We start from the raw sequence: 16,560 nt of genomic DNA, 5'->3' as shown, positions 1-16,560 counted from the left end.
CTCCCGCCTTCTCCCGCCCGCGCTCGCCCCCTTGCAGGAACTGGAGGGTCTGCCGGTCGGGGGTGAGGTACGGCTGCTGTCCTCCGACAGCCGTGTGCCGGGCGGTCCGAAGCGCGCGGTGGGCCGCGCCGTTCACGTCGGGGGCAGGGGTCCGGTCACGATGACGACACGTGCCCCCCGTGTGGCCGCACGGGGCGTTCACGCGGTGGGCGAGTCCGGCCCGATCCGGCTGCGTACGGCGGTCTGGACCTCGGCCTCCTCGGCCGGGTCGGCGGCGAGCCTGCGCAATCGCTCGACGACGCGGGTGTCACCGGTCTCGGCGTGCCGGGCGGCCAGTTCGCGGGTGGTCTCCTCGCAGTCCCACAGGCATTCGACGGCGAATCCGGCGGCGAAGGAGGGGTCGGTGGCGGCCAGCGCGCGGGCGGCGCGGCCACGCAGGTGGGAGGAGGCGGTCTCGCGGTAGACGTGGCGCAGGACGGGGGCGGCGCAGGCGATGCCGAGCCGTCCGGCGCCGTCGACGAGGGTCCACAGGGTGGGTGCGTCGGGGCCTTCGCCGCGGACGGCCTCCCGGAGGGCGGTGAGGACGAGGTCGCGGTCCTGGTCCTCGCCGCGGCAGGCGAGCACGCGTCCGGCGGCGGCGCCCAGCGGGTCGGGGCGGCGGGCCCAGCCGCGCGCGCGGTCGACGGCGGCGGCGTCGCGCATGCGTTCGAAGGCGTCGACGGCGGCTTCCAGCACGATGGCCGAGCCGTCGGACACGGCCGACTCGATCAAGTCGAGGGCAGCGGGGTCGTTGCCGTCGGCGAGGTAGCGCAGGGCCGTGCAGCGGGCCGCGTCGGTGCCCTCCCGGGCGGCGCGGAGGATCTGGGGCCGGTCCTCGGGGCCGGCGACGGCGACGAGACATCGGGCGGCCGGGACGTGGAGGGCGGCGCCGCGTTCGGCGCCCTGCCGGACCCACTCGAACACCGCCTGCACGCTCCACCCGGGGCGCGGCCCGGTGGGGCGCAGCTGCTGCTGCCAGCGGTCGAAGCAGCCGGTCTCGTGGGCGGCACGCACACGCGTGGCGATCGATGCGCGCGGGTCGTCGGCCCAGAGCCGCCATGGCCGGGGCTCGAAGGCGTCGCGTACGGCGGCGGCCAGCTCGGCCTCGCCCTCGGCGTCGGTGGCGAAACGGGCGAGGACGGGCGCGGCGAGGGCGCGCAGCCCGGCGTCGTCGTCCCTGAGCGCCAGTTCGTCCAGGGCCCAGGCCCAGTTGGCGCCCGTGGCCGCGTACCTGCGCAGCAGGGCGAGGGCGTCCCGCCTGCCGTAGGAGGCGAGGTGCCCGAGGACGGCGAGGGCGAGTCCGGTGCGCGACTCGTCGGTGTCGAGGGCGTCCTCGGGGTCGAGGAGGTGGGCCTCGATCTCGTCCAGTTCGCCGTTCAGGTCGAGGAAGAGCCGGGCGTAGTACAGGGATCGGTTCTCCACCTGCCAGTCGTGGCGGGGATCGTGCAGCACACAGTGGTTCAGTGCCGCGAGCGCTTCGGCGCGCGGGGCGGTGAGCGCGTGCAGCGTGCCGTCGCCGCGGCCCCGCTGCAGCAGGCCGAGCAGCGTACCGCTGGGCGCTATGACCGGATCGAACATGGGAAACACAGCCTCACATCAAGCGTCGACGCAACCGGGGACCACGCATTACCTGGCCGCGCGACAACACGTCGGGGCGCCCGCCGTCCGTTGCTTGCTGTAGACCATCTTCCTCTGCCTCTCGTCGGTGGCCCAGGCGGGCCGCATCACGGCCCGCGTGGTGCGGCAACACGTGCCCAGCCATCGCGTCCGTGAATCACGACGTCATGATGACCCGGTGTCCGCGCCGCCGCGACCGAAATTTCCGGCGGCCCCGTACCGCCTCCCCCGTTTTTTGTCCCGTACCTGGCCAGAAGGGCCGAAGCGGCTGCTTTCGACCCAGAAGGTCACTGTTCGCCGAACAGCTCCAACAGCTCGGCCTTGCCGAACATCCGGGCCGTGTCGACGGCCGACGGCGTGCCGGCGGACGGGTCCGCGCCACCCTCCAGGAGGACCCTGACCACTTCCTGCTCACCCTTGAAGACCGCTCCGGCGAGGGGGGTCTGGCCCCGGTCATTGGCGCGGTCGGCGTCGGCGCCGCGGGCCAGCAGCGCGCGGACCGTGTCGGCGTGGCCGTGGTAGGCGGCGAGCATCACCAGGGAGTCCCCGCGGTCGTTGGTGAGGTTGGCCGGGACGCCGGCGTCGACGTACGCCACGAGCGTCCCGGTCCGCCCCTGCCGGGCCAGATCGAAGATCTTGGTCGCCAGCTCCACGACCTCGGGGTCGGGGGCTTCACTCATCGGCCGGACCGCCTCTCGCTGCGAACGTCGGTTACTGCGGGGAGCAAGCGTACGGCGGCGTGCACTGGCCGGGCCGTACGGGTGAATCGCCAGCGTACTGGCTCGTGCGGCACATGACCGGATGCGTCCGAGACGAGGATCACCACAGAGGGCACCGAGCGCCACAGTGCTGCCCGACCGGCCCCTCCACCTCCGCCATCCGGACGAAATCGGACGGAATTAACCCGGTTGCACCTTTTATCATATGGATACATGCTGTGATGCTGGAAGAACTCAGGGTGACTCTCCCTTCGACACCAGGAGTGACCTCATATGATCCTTCCCATCTCGGGCGTCGTCCTGTTCGGCGTCATCGTCTTCGTGTTCTTCCGCAAGGACGGACTGAAGCCCTCCCACGCGTGCGTGTCGACCCTGTTCGGCTTCTACCTGGCGAGCACGGCCGTCGGCCCGAGCATCAGAGCCGGCGGCGAGAGTCTGGCGAGCCTGATCGGCGGTATGAGCTTCTGACACCGCTCCCCCGCCCGTTCGCACCTCCAGGAGGCAGCAGTGGCCCGGCGCCCCCTCCCCCGCATTCTGAGCACAGGCAGCGCGCAGCTCGCCCGGAGCCGGGAGCTGGCCCGGTCGGCGGCGGACGGTGCCACCGACGTCCTCCACCCGCTGATCACCGTCACCCGTGGTCTGCGCCGACTGGCCGGGGCCGGACGGCGCAGGTGGTCAAAGACCCCGAAGGACCGGCGCGGGCCGCTGCTGTTCCTGGTGGCCTCCGTGATCCTGGTGGTGGCGATGGTGCCGTACGGTCCGCTGCTCGCCGCCATTGCGCTGATGGCGGCGGCGGCCTGGCAGGGCCGTGACCGCACCCCGCGGCGGCCCGAGGGCCCCGACGAGTCCCGCGTCCAGCGCCTGGCATCGCTGTACGAGGCCCTGGTCCCGTACTTCTCGGCAGCCGAGGCCCCGGCGCCGCTCTACTCCCACGGCGGCGCGTGGGAGAAGGCCTTCCTCGCCTACGAGTTCGACGACTCCGGCCGCATCCGTCACCTGGTGATCCGCTACCCCGCGTACTTCACCGACGGCGAGCCCGAGTCCCGCGCGCGGATCGAGCACCTGCTGACCGTCAAGGCCGGGCGCGGTCGCGAGTACCTCTTCGCCTGGGACGAGGAGAGCAACCAGCTGACGGTCACCGCGCTCGCCCCGCTGCCCACCGGCATCGTCGCCCAGCGCTTCGTCACCGCCCCGGGCGAGACCGTGCTCGGCTTCACCGACCCCAGTGGGGTCCAGCGCACCCTCCCTCTCGCCTACGGTGAGGAGAAGCACGACGTACCGCCGGTCGTCTGGCGCACGGGCCTGCGCTCCACCGAGCCGCACCTGCTGGCCCTGGGGCAGCCCGGCAGCGGCACGTCGACCCTGCTGCGGTCCATCGCGCTTCAGACCCTCCGGTACGGCGACGTGGTGATCGTCGACGGCGGCGGCACCGGCGAGTACGCCTGTCTGACCGGCCGGGACGGGGTGCTCGCGGTCGAGTGCGGGCTGGCCGGGGTGCTGGCGAGCCTGGAGTGGGCGGCCACCGAGACCGAGCGCCGGCTGATCGCCGTGGGCCGCGCGCGGCAGGCGGGGCACCCGCCGCCAAAGGACACCAAGCGGCCGCTGTGGCTGTTGCTCGACCGGCCGACCGCGTTCACGCATCTGGCCGCCGCGGACGGGCGCAAGGACCCGCAGGCGCTGCTGCAGGTGCCGCTGCGGCACGGGCGCGCGGTGGGTGTGACGGTCGTCGTGGCGGAGCAGTTCGACAGCGCGGAGGCGCTGAGCGACGCGGTACGGCAGCACACGCGCGCGCGTGTTGTGCTCGGGTCGGCGACGGCGGAGCAGGTCAAGGCGGTGCTGGGGGCGCCGCCGCATACGACGCCGCCGGCAGTCGTGCCGGCCGGGCGGGGATATGCCCGGTTGGGGACGAAGGCGGTGCATCGGTTGCAGGTGCCTGCGACGCCGGATCCTTATGACGATGCGGTGAGTGACGCGTGGCGGCAGGCTGTGCTTGGTCTTCTGCCGCCGAAGACCATGCCGGCGGACGGGGAGACCGTGCCGGAGGAAGCGGCCGTGGGTACTGAGGCTGCTGTTGCCGAGCCCTCTTGAGAGGTGGGCCCTGGTTGCCGCGCGGGGTGGGTGCGCTCGCCCCGCCTGGGGCGGGGCTGCCCGCGGCCGCGGCGGTTACGCCACGAACGTTCTCGGAGTCTCGTTGCCTGCCTGGGCTCCTGTCTCCACCAGCTGGGCCGCCGCTGCCAGGCGGGTTGCCGCCTCTTCCGCCACCGCTCCGGCGACCGTGAACGGCAGGCGGACGTAGCCCTCGAAGGCGCCGTCGACGCCGAAACGGGGGCCGGAGGGGACGCGGACGCCGACACGTTCGCCGGCCTCGGCGAGGCGGGATCCGGAGAGGCCGCCGGTGCGCACCCACAGGGTGAGGCCGCCGCCGGGGACCTCGAACTCCCAGCTGGGCAGCTCCCGCCGGACCGCCGCGACCAGGGCGTCCCGGTTGTCCCGGGCCTGACCGCGGCGGAGTTCCACGGCCTCCTCCCAGCCGCCGGTCGTGAACAGCCAGTTCACGGCCAGCTGTTCCAGTACGGGCGTGCCCAGGTCGGCGTAGGCCCGGGCGGCGACCAGGCTGCGGATCACGTCGGGGGCGGCCCGCACCCAGCCGATGCGCATCCCGGCCCAGAAGGCCTTGCTGGCCGAACCGACAGTGATCACCGTGGAGCCGGCGGGATCGAAGCCGCACACCCGCCGCGGCATCTCCAGGCCCGGCTCCAGATACAGCTCGCTCATCGTCTCGTCGACGACGAGCACCGTCCCCGCCGAGCGGGCCGCCTCCACCAGCCGGCGCCGCTGGTCCTCGTCGGCGAGCGCGCCGGTCGGGTTGTGGAAGTCGGCGACGACGTAGGCGATCCGGGGCGCGGCCTCGCGCAGCACCTGGCGCCAGCGGTCCAGGTCCCACCCGGTCAGCCCCTCGGCCATGGCCACGGGCACCAGCCGGGCGCCCGCCTCTCGCATCAGCTGCAGGATGTTGGCGTAGGAGGGCGACTCGACGGCGATGCGCTCGCCGCGGCCCCCGAAGAGGTGGCAGATGGCGTCGATGGCGCCCATGGCGCCCGTCGTCACCATGATCTGCTCCGGCATGGTGGGGATTCCGCGCGCGGTGTACCGCTCGGCGATCATCGACCGCAGCGCGGGCAGCCCGGCCGGGTAGTCGCCGTGCGTGTGGGCGTAGGGCGGCAGTTCCTCCAGCGCGCCCCGCACGGCCCGGGTGAGCCACGGCTCCGGGGCCGGCAGGGCCGCGGTGCCCAGGTCGATCACCGAGCCCAGCGCCTCCGGCGGCAGGGGTTCGAGTCCGCGCGCGGGCAGCGGGTTGCCGGCCGGTACCGCGGTCCAGCTGCCCGCGCCGCGCCGGGACTCCAGGAACCCCTCCGTGCGCAGGGCCTCGTAGGCGGCGGCGACCGTGGTGCGGCTGACGGTGAGGGCCAGGGCGAGCTCGCGCTCGGCGGGCAGCCGGGCGGCCACCGGGACGCGGCCCTCGAGCACCAGCAGCCGGATGCCGTCGGCGAGTGCCCGGTAGGCGGGCAGGCGGCGGGTGCCGGGACCCGCCGGGCGGTGCTGCTGGGACTTGAGCAGTCGGGCGAGCTGTACGGCACCCACCGCCGAGGTCCACTGCGCCATGATGACCAGTCCACCTTCCACGAATTGGCCATGGATGGGTTTTCTCCCCAAGCCACAGAGTGTCATGCACCAGGCCACTTCCACCACCAGGGGGACGCTTTGTCGACACGGGCCCGTCTCGGACGACGACTGATCCAGCTCTACGCGGGACTCGCGCTGTACGGCGCGAGCTCCGCGCTTCTCGTCCGGGCGGGCCTGGGCCTGGAGCCCTGGAACGTGCTGCACCAGGGGCTGGCCGAGTTCACAGGTCTGACGATCGGCGCGGTGTCGATCATCGTCGGGGCGGTGGTGCTGCTGCTGTGGGTCCCGCTGCGCCAGCGCCCCGGGCTCGGCACGGTCTCCAACGTCCTCGTGGTGGGCCTCGCCCTGGACGGCACCCTCGCCCTGCTGCCCGGCGTCCACTCCCCGGCCGTACGCGTACTCCTGCTCGTGACGGGCGTCGTGCTCAACGGAGTGGCCACCGGCCTCTACATCGCCGCCCGCTTCGGGCCCGGTCCGCGGGACGGGCTGATGACCGGGCTGCACCGGCGCACCGGCCGCTCGATCCGCCTGATGCGCACCGCCGTGGAGGTGGCGGTCGTCGCCACCGGCTTCGCCCTCGGCGGGACGATCGGCGTCGGCACGGTCCTGTACGCGCTGGCCATCGGCCCACTGGCCCAGCTGTTCCTGCGCGTGTTCGCCGCCCCGGCGGCGTCCGGCGGGACGGCCGTTGCCACGGCGTCACCCGAAGGGGCGATACTGCGTCCGTGAGCACGCTCGTACGCCACCCGTACCTCGACCACCCGGGGCCCATCCCCTTCGCGCACCGCGGCGGGGCGGCCGACGGGCTGGAGAACACCGTGGCGCAGTTCCGGCGCGCGGTCGGCCTCGGTTACCGCTACATCGAGACCGACGTCCACGCCACGGCGGACGGCCGGCTCGTCGCCTTCCACGACGCGACGCTGGACCGGGTGACCGACGGCGCGGGCCGGATCGCGGACCTGCCCTGGCAGGACGTGCGGCACGCGCGCGTGGCGGGCCGGGAGCCGGTGCCGCTCTTCGAGGAGTTGCTGGAAACCTTCCCCGAGGCCCGCTGGAACGTCGACGTCAAGGCGGAACCCGCCCTGCGTCCCCTGCTGGAGCTGATCGAGCGGACGAACGCATGGGGGCGTGTCTGCGTCGGCTCGTTCTCCGAGGCGCGTGTGGTCAGGGCCCAGCGGCTGGCCGGGCCGCGCCTCGCCACGTCCTACGGCACGCGCGGGGTGCTGGGGCTGCGGCTGCGGTCCTGGGGCGTGCCGGCCGCGCTGCGCCGGTCCGCCGTGGCCGCGCAGGTACCGGTCTCCCACTCGGGCGTCCCGGTGGTCGATCCGCTGTTCGTCCGCGCCGCCCACGCGCGCGGGCTGCACGTGCACGTGTGGACCGTCAACGAGCCCGAGCGGATGCACCGGCTCCTGGACCTCGGGGTCGATGGCATCATGACCGACCACATCGACACGTTGCGCAGGGTCATGGAGGACCGGGGCGTCTGGGCCTGAGGCCCCGGCCGTCCCCGGTCGTCCCCGGTCGTCCTCGCGGACGGACAACAGCGGCACGACAACAGCGGCACCACGGGGAAGCGAGGGCACGGGTGGGCAGCGACACCGTGCGGACGGGCCAGGCGGCCGACGAGACGGCCGAGCGGCGGCGCGAACAGCGCGGCTGGTACTTCTACGACTGGGCGTGCTCCGTCTACTCGACCAGCGTGCTCACCGTGTTCCTCGGCCCCTATCTCACCGCGGTCGCCGAGTCGGCGGCGGACGCGGACGGGTTCGTGCATCCGCTGGGGATCCCGGTGCGGGCCGGGTCGTTCTTCGCGTACTGCGTCTCGGCATCCGTCATCGTGGCGATCGTGCTGATGCCGGTCGCGGGCGCGGCGGCCGACCGCACCGGCCGCAAGAAACCGCTGCTGGCGGCCGCGGCCTATGTGGGCGCCGGCGCCACCACGGGCCTGTTCTTCCTGGACGGCCACCGCTATCTGCTGGGCGGTTTCCTGCTGGTCGTCGCCAACGCGTCGGTGGCCGTCTCGATGGTCCTCTACAACTCCTACCTTCCGCAGATCGCCCCGCCCGAGGAGCGCGACGCGGTGTCCTCGCGCGGCTGGGCCTTCGGCTACGCGGCCGGCTCCCTGGTGCTGCTGGCGAACCTGGCGCTGTTCACCGCCCACGACTCCTTCGGGGTTTCGGAGGCGATGGCCGTCCGCATCTGCCTGGCCTCGGCCGGTCTGTGGTGGGGCCTCTTCACGCTCGTACCGCTGAAGCGGCTGCGCGACCGCCGTACGGCGGGGACCTCCACGGCGCCGCCCGTGCACGGCTGGCGCCAACTGGCTTCCACTGTGCGGGACATGCGGGGCAAACCGTTCACCCTGGCCTTCCTGCTCGCCTACCTCGTCTACAACGACGGCATCCAGACGGTGATCTCCCAGGCCTCGGTGTACGGCTCCCGGGAGCTGGGCCTGAGTCAGTCGACGCTCATCACGGCGGTGCTGATGGTGCAGGTGCTGGCGGTCGCGGGGGCTCTCGGCATGGGGCGGCTGGCCCGGACCTACGGGGCGAAGCGCACGATCCTCGGGTCGCTGGTCGCGTGGACGGCGACATTGGCGGCCGGATACTTCCTGCCGGCCGGGGCGCCGGTGTGGTTCTTCGTGCTAGCCGCCGGGATCGGGCTGGTCCTCGGGGGCAGCCAGGCGCTGTCCCGGTCACTGTTCTCGCACCTGGTCCCGCCCGGCAAGGAGGCCGAGTACTTCTCGGCGTACGAGATGAGCGACCGCGGCATGAGCTGGCTGGGACCGCTGCTGTTCGGGATCACCTACCAGCTGACCGGCAGCTACCGGGACGCGATCGTTTCGCTGGTGGCGTTCTTCGTGATCGGGTTCGTGCTGCTGGCCCGGGTTCCGGTACGGCGCGCGATCATCGACGCGGGCAATCCGGTCCCTGACCGGATTTAGCACTCGCGGTGAAAGGGCGGTAGTGTACGCGTTTGGCCTGCCAGGTGTACCGTTACTGCGCGTCAAAGAAGCCGAAACGCTGGGTGACATCTCCCAGCAGATGTGACAAACCGGGCGCCGGTGGGTACTGCACTGGTTGACAAGGCTGCGGCTACGACGGCGACGCATGACCCGGAACGGGACCTCGGAACGGGAATCTTTACCGCCGACCGGACGTTGACCGGATGACGACGACAGCGACACCTGTCCTGTGGGCGACAAGCCCGGGAGGCACGATTCATGAGTGAGCGAGCTCTTCGCGGCACGCGCCTCGTGGTGACCAGCTACGAGACGGACCGCGGTATCGACCTGGCTCCACGCCAGGCCGTGGAGTACGCATGCGAGAAGGGGCACCGTTTCGAGATGCCCTTCTCGGTCGAGGCGGAGATCCCGCCGGAGTGGGAGTGCAAGGTCTGTGGGGCCCAGGCACTCCTGGTGGACGGTGACGGCCCGGAGGAGAAGAAGGCCAAGCCGGCGCGTACGCACTGGGACATGCTGATGGAGCGGCGTACCCGTGAGGAACTCGAGGAAGTCCTCGAGGAGCGTCTGGCCGTTCTGCGCAGCGGTGCGATGAACATCGCCGTTCATCCCCGGGACAGCCGCAAGAGCGCGTAGTCCCCGCGGGGCTCGGACCGGTCCACGGCGCATGCCGGCGAGCGCGAGCGCCGTACGCGAGATTCGCGTACGGCGCCCGCGCTTTCGTTTTCGGGGCGTTGCTGCTTCCGGGGGCTGTGCCCCTGGACAGGCCGGCCGTTCTCACCGGGTCAGAGGCGGGCGCTGTTCCTGCGAGCCGTCTGCCGGCTCCTCCCTGATGACCTCCCCCTGGACCACCTTGCCGTCGGGACGGTGCATGCGGGCCTGCTGGAAGGCGTCGCCCAGGGTGCCGGGGGCGGAGGCGCGGAGCCTGCGGTCGACCGTGCGCTCGGTCCAGCGGCTCACGGCCCGCTGGACCGGCGGGAGGAGCAGGAGCAGACCCATAGCGTCCGAGACCATCCCGGGGATCATCAGCAGCAGGCCGCCCAGCATCATCAGGCCGTTGCCGCCGCGGCGCGTGGAGGGAGTGCCGCCCCGTTGCAGTGCCTCGTTGAGGTTCTGGAAGGCACGGCGGCCGGCCCGCTTGATCACCGTCGCGCCGAGGACGAGGCCGGCGGCCAGCAGCAGGAAGACCGTGAACCCGCCCGCCGCGCCCGCGACCAGGGTCAGCAGCCAGATCTCCAGTACCAGCCACGCCGCGATGCCCAGCGGCAGGTACCTGCGCAGCCGGGAGCGCCGGGGCCGGGCGGAGTGCGGAGAGGTCGGAGCGCCTGTCGTCATGCTCCCAGTGTGCCCGGCGTCTGCTCAGTGTTGGATAAGCACTATCCCTGGGGCTTGCCACCCCGGCCAGTGATCTTGGTCACCCGCTCTCCCACACCCCATGCGGTGACCCGCCACAGCGCCTCCACGAGGATGTCACGGCTCATCTTGGAGTCGCCGAGTTCCCGCTCGACGAAGGTGATGGGGACCTCGACGACGTGGTAGCCGGCCTTGACGGCGCGGCGGGCCAGGTCGACCTGGAAGCAGTAACCCTGCGAGGCGACCTCGTCCAGGCCCAGGCCCTCGAGCGTCTCCCGGCGGAAGGCGCGGTAGCCGCCGGTGATGTCCCGCAGGGGCAGGTCCAGGGCGAGGCGGGAGTAGGTGCTGCCGCCGCGGGAAATGAACTCGCGGGACTTCGGCCAGTTCACCACACGCCCGCCCGGCACCCAGCGGGAGCCCAGCACCAGGTCGGCGCCTTTGAGGGCGGTCAGCAGCCGGGGCAGTTCCTCGGGCTGGTGGGAGCCGTCGGCGTCCATCTCGACCAGGACGCCGTAGTCGCGCTCCAGGCCCCAGCGGAAGCCCGCGAGGTAGGCGGCGCCGAGGCCCTCCTTGCCCTTGCGGTGCATCACGTGCACGTGCCCGTCCTCGGCCGCCAGTTCGTCGGCGAGCTTGCCGGTGCCGTCGGGGCTGTTGTCGTCGGCCACGAGGACGTGTGCCTCGGGGACGGCCTTGCGTACCCGGCCCACGATCGCCTTGATGTTCTCCGCCTCGTTGTAGGTCGGGATGATCACCAAGGCCGTGCCGAGCGGGCCGAGCCGCCTGTTCTGGGCCCCAGCCGCGAGGGTGCCGTCGCCGTGGTTCACTGCTGCCCTTTCATGTCCGTACGCAGGGACCACCTTAGTGGCCCCGGCCTGCGAGAGCGTGGCACGACATCCGTACGGGGGTGTCGACCGGACAGGAGCGGGGTAAGGATGACCGTTTTGAACGTATGGCGGATCTCCGTCCGGCGGATGGGGGCCCGGTGCCCTTCGGGCCGACCTGGGACCCGCTGGCTGCGGATCGACCGAAAGCCGTTGTCTACTGAGCGCCCGGGCCCCATCCGGGTCACACCCGGATCACACCTTGCCGACCGTCCGGAACACTCCGCCGTCGCCGCGGGCGCTGGGCCTGGCTCCCGGTGACGGTGCACCGGTGCGGCACACCGTCCCTGACCCAGCGGCGCCGTGAGGCGGGTACGGAGGTTCCCCGGCCGGGCGTCCGGTGATGGACCCGGCAGAACCTACCGGCCCCCTGCCGTCGCCTGTCAACCAGCCGGCCGCCCTGAACGGGCGTGATCGTTCGCCCGGCCGGTGCGCAGGATGCTCAGATCGCGCGACGGAACGGCGGCCGGTGACCGCCGCCGCTCCGTCCCGGGAGATCACTCTCCCGGCCGTACGAACACGGTCCGCCCGCCCACCACGGTCCGCAGGCAGACGGGCAGGTCACGGCCGGGGGTGAGGTCGGGCAGCCCGGGGGTGCCCGAGCGCGGGTCGGTCGACCAGCGCGCGACCCGGTCGTCGGGGGCCTGGACGACGAGTTCGCCGGTGCGCCACACCGCGTAGTCCGCGGGGGCGCCCGGCACCAGGACTCCGGCGTCGTCCCGTCCGACCGCCCGCCAGCCGCCCCGCGTGTGCGCGGTGAACGCGGCGCGTACCGAGACGCGGTGCCCGGGGGTGCGGTGGAAGGCCGCCGCGCGGACCGTGCCCCACGGGTCCAGCGGTGTGACGGGGCTGTCGGAGCCGAAGGCGAGCGGGACGCCGGCGCGGAGCAGGGCCGCGAAGGGGTTCAGCGTCCGGGCCCGCTCGGCGCCCAGGCGCTGGGCGTACATGCCGTCCTCGCCGCCCCACAGGGCGTCGAAGGCGGGCTGCACGGAGGCGGTCAGGCCGAGTTCGGCGAAGGCGGCGATGGTCTCGGGCGTGAGCATCTCGGCGTGCTCGACGCGGTGCCGGGCGGCGCGGACCCGGGCGAGGCCGATCTTGTCTGCGGCGGCGCGCGTGCCCTCGACGACGGCGGTGACGGCGGCGTCGCCGATGGCGTGGAAGCCCGCCTGGAGGCCCGCCTCGGTGCAGGCGATGACGTGGGCGGCGACGGCGGCCGCGTCGAGGTAGGCGGTTCCGGTGTGGCGCGCGTCGGCGTACGGCCCGTGCAGGCAGGCGGTGTGCGAGCCGATGGAGCCGTCGACGAAGAGGTCGCCGGCGGCACCGAGCGCTCCGAGTTCCCGCGCCTTGTCGGCGTTCTCCTCCGCCCAGTAGCCGACGACCCGGGGGCCCGGCTCCTCGGCGGCGAGCGCCAGCAGGCCCGCGAAGTCGTCCTCGGAGGAGATGCGCGGGCCGCCGCACTCGTGCACGGACCCGATGCCCAGGGAGGCGGCGTGGGCGAGCGCGGCCCGCTGCGCCTCGGTGCGCTGGGCGGGGGTGATGGCACCGAACGCGGCGGCGCGTACGGCGTGGTGGGCGTCGGCGGTCAGCGGGCCGTCCACGGGGCCCAGGTCTCCTGGTACCAGGTCGAGCAGGGCCGTGGTGGCGACGGCGGAGTGGACGTCGATCCGGCTGAGGTAGAGGGGCCGGCCGCCGGTGGCCTCGTCGAGTTCCGCGCGCGTGGGGGGACGGCCGCCGGGCCAGCGGGCCGCGTCCCAGCCGTGGCCGAGCAGCACGCGGTCGTCGGGACGGGCGGCGGCGAAGTCCCGCACCCGGGCGAGTGCCGCCTCCAGGGAGGGGGCGTCGGACAGGTCCAGGCCGGTGAGCGCGAGGCCGGTCGCGGTGGTGTGCACATGGGCGTCGGTGAACGCCGGGGTGACGAGTGCGCCGTCCAGGTCGACCACCTCGTCGACGCCGTCCGCGAACGCGTCCGCCGCGCCTTCCGAGCCGACCCACGCCACCTGCCCCGCCTCGACGACCATCGCGGTCGCGAACGGGTCGGCGGGGCTGTGGATCTCGCCCCGGCGAAGAAGAACGGTCCGGACGTCAACACTGCGCTCACTCATGGGCACCAGTCTCCCGCCTCACCAGGGCACCGCCGCACGCAGGGCACCGGCGTCCGGGGTGCGGTCCGCGTTCCCGCCGGGTGGGGATCAGATGCGGGGAGGCCGGGACTCGTACGGGGTCGACAGGACCACCGTCGTGCGGGTGGAGACGCCTGCCAGGGTGCGTACGCGTGCCAGGAGCTCCTCCAGTTCGTGGGGGGTGGCCACGCGGACCTTGAGGATGTAGTTCTCGTCGCCGGCGACGCTGTGGCAGGCCTCGATCTCCGGGACTCCGGCCAGGCGGTCGGCGATGTCGTCGGGGGCGCTGGGGTCGAAGGGTTTGACCGAGATGAAGGCGGTCATGGGCAGCCCCACGGCCTCGGCGTCCACGACCGCGGCGTATCCGCGGATGACGCCGCGCTGCTCCAGGCGCCGCACCCGCTGGTGCACGGCCGACGTGGACAGACCCGTGGCCTTGCCCAGGTCGGTGTAGCTCATCCGCCCGTCCTTGACGAGCAGCTGCACGATCTGTCGGTCCAGCTCCTCCATGGCGCAAGAACCTACAGGGCGCCCGATCTCCCCGGACAGCTCGGCGGCCCGGGTCGTGCGCCGTTCGTGATGCCGCAAAAGCGGCCACGGCGGACACCCACGGGCGGCATGTGACGAACGCCACACCCCCTGGAGGCTCTCCGTGATGTTCTCGTGATTACCGCCGAGACCGGACGGGAAGTGCTTGCTGTGGTCGAGGCCGCAGCGCCTTCACGGCCCAGCCTTAGGGGGAGAATCCCATGCAGAGTCTCAAGCGCCCTGGCCGTTCTGTGCCCAAGCAGCGGCAGCCGGTCGTCGAGCTCCAGCCGGAGTGGACGGAACCTGACGCCGACGACGCCCTGGACGGCGAGGAGACCGACGCCTACGACACCTTCGAGATGTACCGGGTGATCTGCCCGGAGTGCGCGCAGCCCATCGCCCTGCTCGCGGACGAGGAGGTCCTGCCGGAGCACGCGCTGTGCGCCTCGCCGTGGAACCCGTTCGGGCTCACGGTCTGCGCCGGTACGGGCCGCCGGGCGTCCGACGCCCGCCCCGCGGACGAGTCCTTCGCGCTCCAGGAGCAGGACACCGCACTGCTGTTGACGCTTCCTCAGGGACTCGACTGGCGCACGCAGCCCTTCTCGCACGTCGGCGGCCCGGGTTCACGCCCGATGCGCGTGCCGGCGATGCGCCGTCATGCCGCCTGAGCGACGCCACCCGGTTCCCGTGGGGCTCGCTTCCGCGCCCCACCCCGGCCCGCAGCACGGCACCGGCCCTCACCGCGGTCACCGGACGGCACCGTGGCCCGGCCGGGGACGACGGCACCGCCCCGTCGCAGGGCTCCGTCCGGCCCGGGCCGCCGCGGGCCGGACGCCCCTGAACTCACGCTCGATTCCACTCCGGGGTGACCTGGCCGCCGGGCGTCGCGTTGGCCGGGTATGACCACTACCCAGACGGCAGTCGCGCGTCGGCGTCACGTGTTCGTGCCGCCGCCGCCCGCGGAATCGGTTCCGCCTGCGCCTTCGCAGGCCCAGGACCCGCCGATCTACCGCGACCTGGTACGCACCTGGGCCGACCGGGGCCGTACCCTGCCGGGGCGTCACGACCCGGAGTGGGTGCGGCTGGTGGCGCCCCCGGCCGGCCTCGGGCTGTTCAGCGGGTCTCGGGACCCGCGACGTGACGGGCGATGACCATCCGCTGGATCTGGTTGGTGCCCTCGACGATCTGCAGGACCTTGGCCTCACGCATGTAGCGCTCGGCCGGGAAGTCCGCGGTGTAGCCGTATCCGCCGAGCACCTGGACGGCGTCGGTGGTCACCTTCATCGCCGTGTCCGTGCAGAACAGCTTGGCCATGGCCGCCTGCCGCGCGAACGGCCGGCCGGCGTCCCGCAGCCGCGCCGCCGCCAGGTACAGCGCGCGGCCCGCCTCGATCTGCGTCGCCATGTCGGCGATCATGAAGCGCAGCCCCTGGAAGTCCGAAATCGGCCGCCCGAACTGCTGCCGCCCGGCGGCGTAGCCGACCGCCTCGTCCAGGGCGGCCTGGGCGAGCCCGATGGCGCAGGCCGCGATGCCGAGCCGGCCGGAGTCGAGCGCGGACAGGGCGATGGTGAAGCCCTGCCCCACCTCCCCCAGACGCCGGTTGTCGGAGACCCGTACTCCGTCCAGGTGAATCTGCGCGGTGGGTGAGCCCTTCAGGCCCATCTTCTTCTCCGGAACCGCGGCGCTCAGGCCCTCGGCGTCGCCGGGCACCAGGAAGGCCGTGATACCGCGCGGGCCCTCCTCGCCGGTGCGGGCCATGACCGTGTAGAAGTCGGCGATCCCGCCGTGGGTGATCCACGACTTGGTCCCGGTGATCACCCAGTCGTCGCCGTCCCGGACCGCCTTGGTGCGCAGCGAGGCCGCGTCGGAGCCGGAGGCGGGCTCGGAGAGGGCGTACGCGCCGAGCAGGCCGCCGCCGAGCATGGCGGGCAGGTGCTCGACCTGCTGTTCCTTGGTGCCGTAGGCGGCGAGCCCGTAGGAGGCCAGCGTGTGCACGCTCAGGCCCAGGCCGACGGTGAGGCGCGCCGCGGCCAGCTCCTCGAGGACCTGGAGGTACACCTCGTAGGGCTGGTCACCGCCGCCGTACTCGGAGTCGTAGGGCAGGCCGAGCAGTCCCGAGCGGGACAGCAGGGTGAAGACCTCGCGCGGGAAGCGTCCCGCGTCCTCCTCCTCGGCCGCCCCGGGGGCGATCTCGTGCTGCGCGATGTCGCGGACGAGCGAGATCAGGTCCCGGGCCTCGTCCGTGGGCAGTTGCCGGTCCACCGGCTGCGGGGCGCGGTCGGGCATGGCGACGCTCTCCTCCCTGTTGGGCACATCGGCGGCTGTGCGCCTTGGGTGGGGCGGTTCCGCCGGGTCTTTCTCGGGCTCAGCCGGGGTCGGCATCCGGGTCACGGAAGCTGCTGACCAGCGGCTGTGCGCTGTGAGTATGCCCGATCGGAGAGATCCCGTCACCGGTTAACGAGCGCTTACTTCGAGAAATCTCCGGAGGCCGGAACCGGCCCACACCATGGACCGTACTGGTCCAGTCCTCTTGCCGTTCCGTGCGTTCTTCCGGAAGCCGAGCGGGGACACGGCGATCGGCGGGCCGGTCAGGACCTCGGGCAGCGCCGCGGCTTTCGCGGTGGCGGCCAGTGCGCATGCCCGGGGGCTGGGTTCTCTGC

At 72.9% G+C, this 16,560-nt stretch carries 16 protein-coding genes; 8 read left to right on the top strand and 8 right to left on the bottom strand.

The genetic code is table 11. From position 1 onward, the window contains the following. Positions 1-198: 198 nt before the first annotated feature. Both C1I97_RS14050 and C1I97_RS14040 read right to left on the bottom strand, forming a co-directional pair. Positions 199-1,617 carry a HEAT repeat domain-containing protein gene (locus C1I97_RS14050; RefSeq protein ID WP_111003552.1) on the bottom strand — a complete coding sequence of 473 codons (1,419 nt, stop codon included), beginning with the start codon at positions 1,615-1,617 and terminating at the stop codon, positions 199-201. A 326-nt stretch (positions 1,618-1,943) separates the two neighbouring features. Continuing rightward, positions 1,944-2,336: an ankyrin repeat domain-containing protein gene (locus C1I97_RS14040; RefSeq protein WP_111003551.1), complete on the bottom strand. Its 393-nt coding sequence runs from the start codon at positions 2,334-2,336 to the stop codon at positions 1,944-1,946. 312 nt (positions 2,337-2,648) lie between these two features. Here C1I97_RS14040 and C1I97_RS14035 point away from each other — a divergent pair, with 312 nt between their 5' ends. Both C1I97_RS14035 and C1I97_RS14030 read left to right on the top strand, forming a co-directional pair. Next, entirely contained in the window at positions 2,649-2,843 is a 195-nt protein-coding gene (locus C1I97_RS14035) for a hypothetical protein (RefSeq protein WP_111003550.1), read from the top strand. Positions 2,844-2,882: 39 nt separating this feature from the next. After that, on the top strand, positions 2,883-4,463 hold the full coding sequence (locus C1I97_RS14030; RefSeq protein ID WP_111003549.1) for a hypothetical protein: 1,581 nt from the start codon (positions 2,883-2,885) through the stop codon (positions 4,461-4,463). 75 nt (positions 4,464-4,538) lie between these two features. Here C1I97_RS14030 and C1I97_RS14025 read toward each other — a convergent pair whose 3' ends face one another. Next, on the bottom strand, positions 4,539-6,038 hold the full coding sequence (locus C1I97_RS14025; RefSeq protein WP_111003548.1) for an SCO1417 family MocR-like transcription factor: 1,500 nt from the start codon (positions 6,036-6,038) through the stop codon (positions 4,539-4,541). A gap of 99 nt (positions 6,039-6,137) precedes the next feature. Here C1I97_RS14025 and yczE point away from each other — a divergent pair, with 99 nt between their 5' ends. The 4 genes from yczE to C1I97_RS14005 all read left to right on the top strand — a co-directional run bounded on the left by yczE (position 6,138) and on the right by C1I97_RS14005 (position 9,654). After that, complete coding sequence (yczE, locus tag C1I97_RS14020) at positions 6,138-6,788, top strand: membrane protein YczE (RefSeq protein WP_111003547.1); 651 nt, start codon at positions 6,138-6,140, stop codon at positions 6,786-6,788. Continuing rightward, positions 6,785-7,552 carry a glycerophosphodiester phosphodiesterase gene (locus tag C1I97_RS14015; RefSeq protein WP_111003546.1) on the top strand — a complete coding sequence of 256 codons (768 nt, stop codon included), beginning with the start codon at positions 6,785-6,787 and terminating at the stop codon, positions 7,550-7,552. The genes yczE and C1I97_RS14015 overlap by 4 nt, the downstream gene beginning before the upstream one ends. Positions 7,553-7,644: 92 nt before the next feature. After that, positions 7,645-9,000, top strand: coding sequence for an MFS transporter (locus C1I97_RS14010; protein ID WP_111003545.1), 1,356 nt, complete (start codon positions 7,645-7,647; stop codon positions 8,998-9,000). A 279-nt stretch (positions 9,001-9,279) separates the two neighbouring features. Continuing rightward, positions 9,280-9,654: an RNA polymerase-binding protein RbpA gene (locus tag C1I97_RS14005; RefSeq protein ID WP_003977404.1), complete on the top strand. Its 375-nt coding sequence runs from the start codon at positions 9,280-9,282 to the stop codon at positions 9,652-9,654. 141 nt (positions 9,655-9,795) lie between these two features. Here C1I97_RS14005 and fxsA read toward each other — a convergent pair whose 3' ends face one another. From fxsA to C1I97_RS13985, 4 genes are all read right to left on the bottom strand, one after another. Further along, entirely contained in the window at positions 9,796-10,353 is a 558-nt protein-coding gene (gene fxsA, locus C1I97_RS14000) for an FxsA family membrane protein (RefSeq protein WP_111003544.1), read from the bottom strand. A gap of 41 nt (positions 10,354-10,394) precedes the next feature. Beyond that, positions 10,395-11,195, bottom strand: a complete 801-nt coding sequence (locus C1I97_RS13995) for a polyprenol monophosphomannose synthase (RefSeq protein ID WP_111003543.1) — start codon at positions 11,193-11,195, stop codon at positions 10,395-10,397. A 554-nt stretch (positions 11,196-11,749) separates the two neighbouring features. Further along, complete coding sequence (locus C1I97_RS13990) at positions 11,750-13,354, bottom strand: amidohydrolase (RefSeq protein ID WP_111003542.1); 1,605 nt, start codon at positions 13,352-13,354, stop codon at positions 11,750-11,752. An 87-nt stretch (positions 13,355-13,441) separates the two neighbouring features. Then, complete coding sequence (locus C1I97_RS13985) at positions 13,442-13,882, bottom strand: Lrp/AsnC family transcriptional regulator (protein WP_073945769.1); 441 nt, start codon at positions 13,880-13,882, stop codon at positions 13,442-13,444. 239 nt (positions 13,883-14,121) lie between these two features. On the opposite strand from C1I97_RS13985, the gene C1I97_RS13980 reads away from it, so the two are divergent. Both C1I97_RS13980 and C1I97_RS42950 read left to right on the top strand, forming a co-directional pair. Continuing rightward, on the top strand, positions 14,122-14,568 hold the full coding sequence (locus tag C1I97_RS13980; protein WP_111003541.1) for a hypothetical protein: 447 nt from the start codon (positions 14,122-14,124) through the stop codon (positions 14,566-14,568). A gap of 231 nt (positions 14,569-14,799) precedes the next feature. After that, on the top strand, positions 14,800-15,051 hold the full coding sequence (locus tag C1I97_RS42950) for a hypothetical protein (protein WP_441349115.1): 252 nt from the start codon (positions 14,800-14,802) through the stop codon (positions 15,049-15,051). Here C1I97_RS42950 and C1I97_RS13970 read toward each other — a convergent pair. Beyond that, positions 15,014-16,186: an acyl-CoA dehydrogenase family protein gene (locus C1I97_RS13970; protein ID WP_111003539.1), complete on the bottom strand. Its 1,173-nt coding sequence runs from the start codon at positions 16,184-16,186 to the stop codon at positions 15,014-15,016. The two genes, C1I97_RS42950 and C1I97_RS13970, sit on opposite strands and share 38 nt — an antisense overlap. Positions 16,187-16,560: the final 374 nt, after the last annotated feature.

It is taken from the genome of Streptomyces sp. NTH33 (genome assembly GCF_003236365.1).
Taxonomy (GTDB): Bacteria; Actinomycetota; Actinomycetes; order Streptomycetales; family Streptomycetaceae; genus Streptomyces.
Note: the sequence above shows the minus strand (reverse complement) of the source record. Positions and strands in the feature narration are given on the sequence as shown.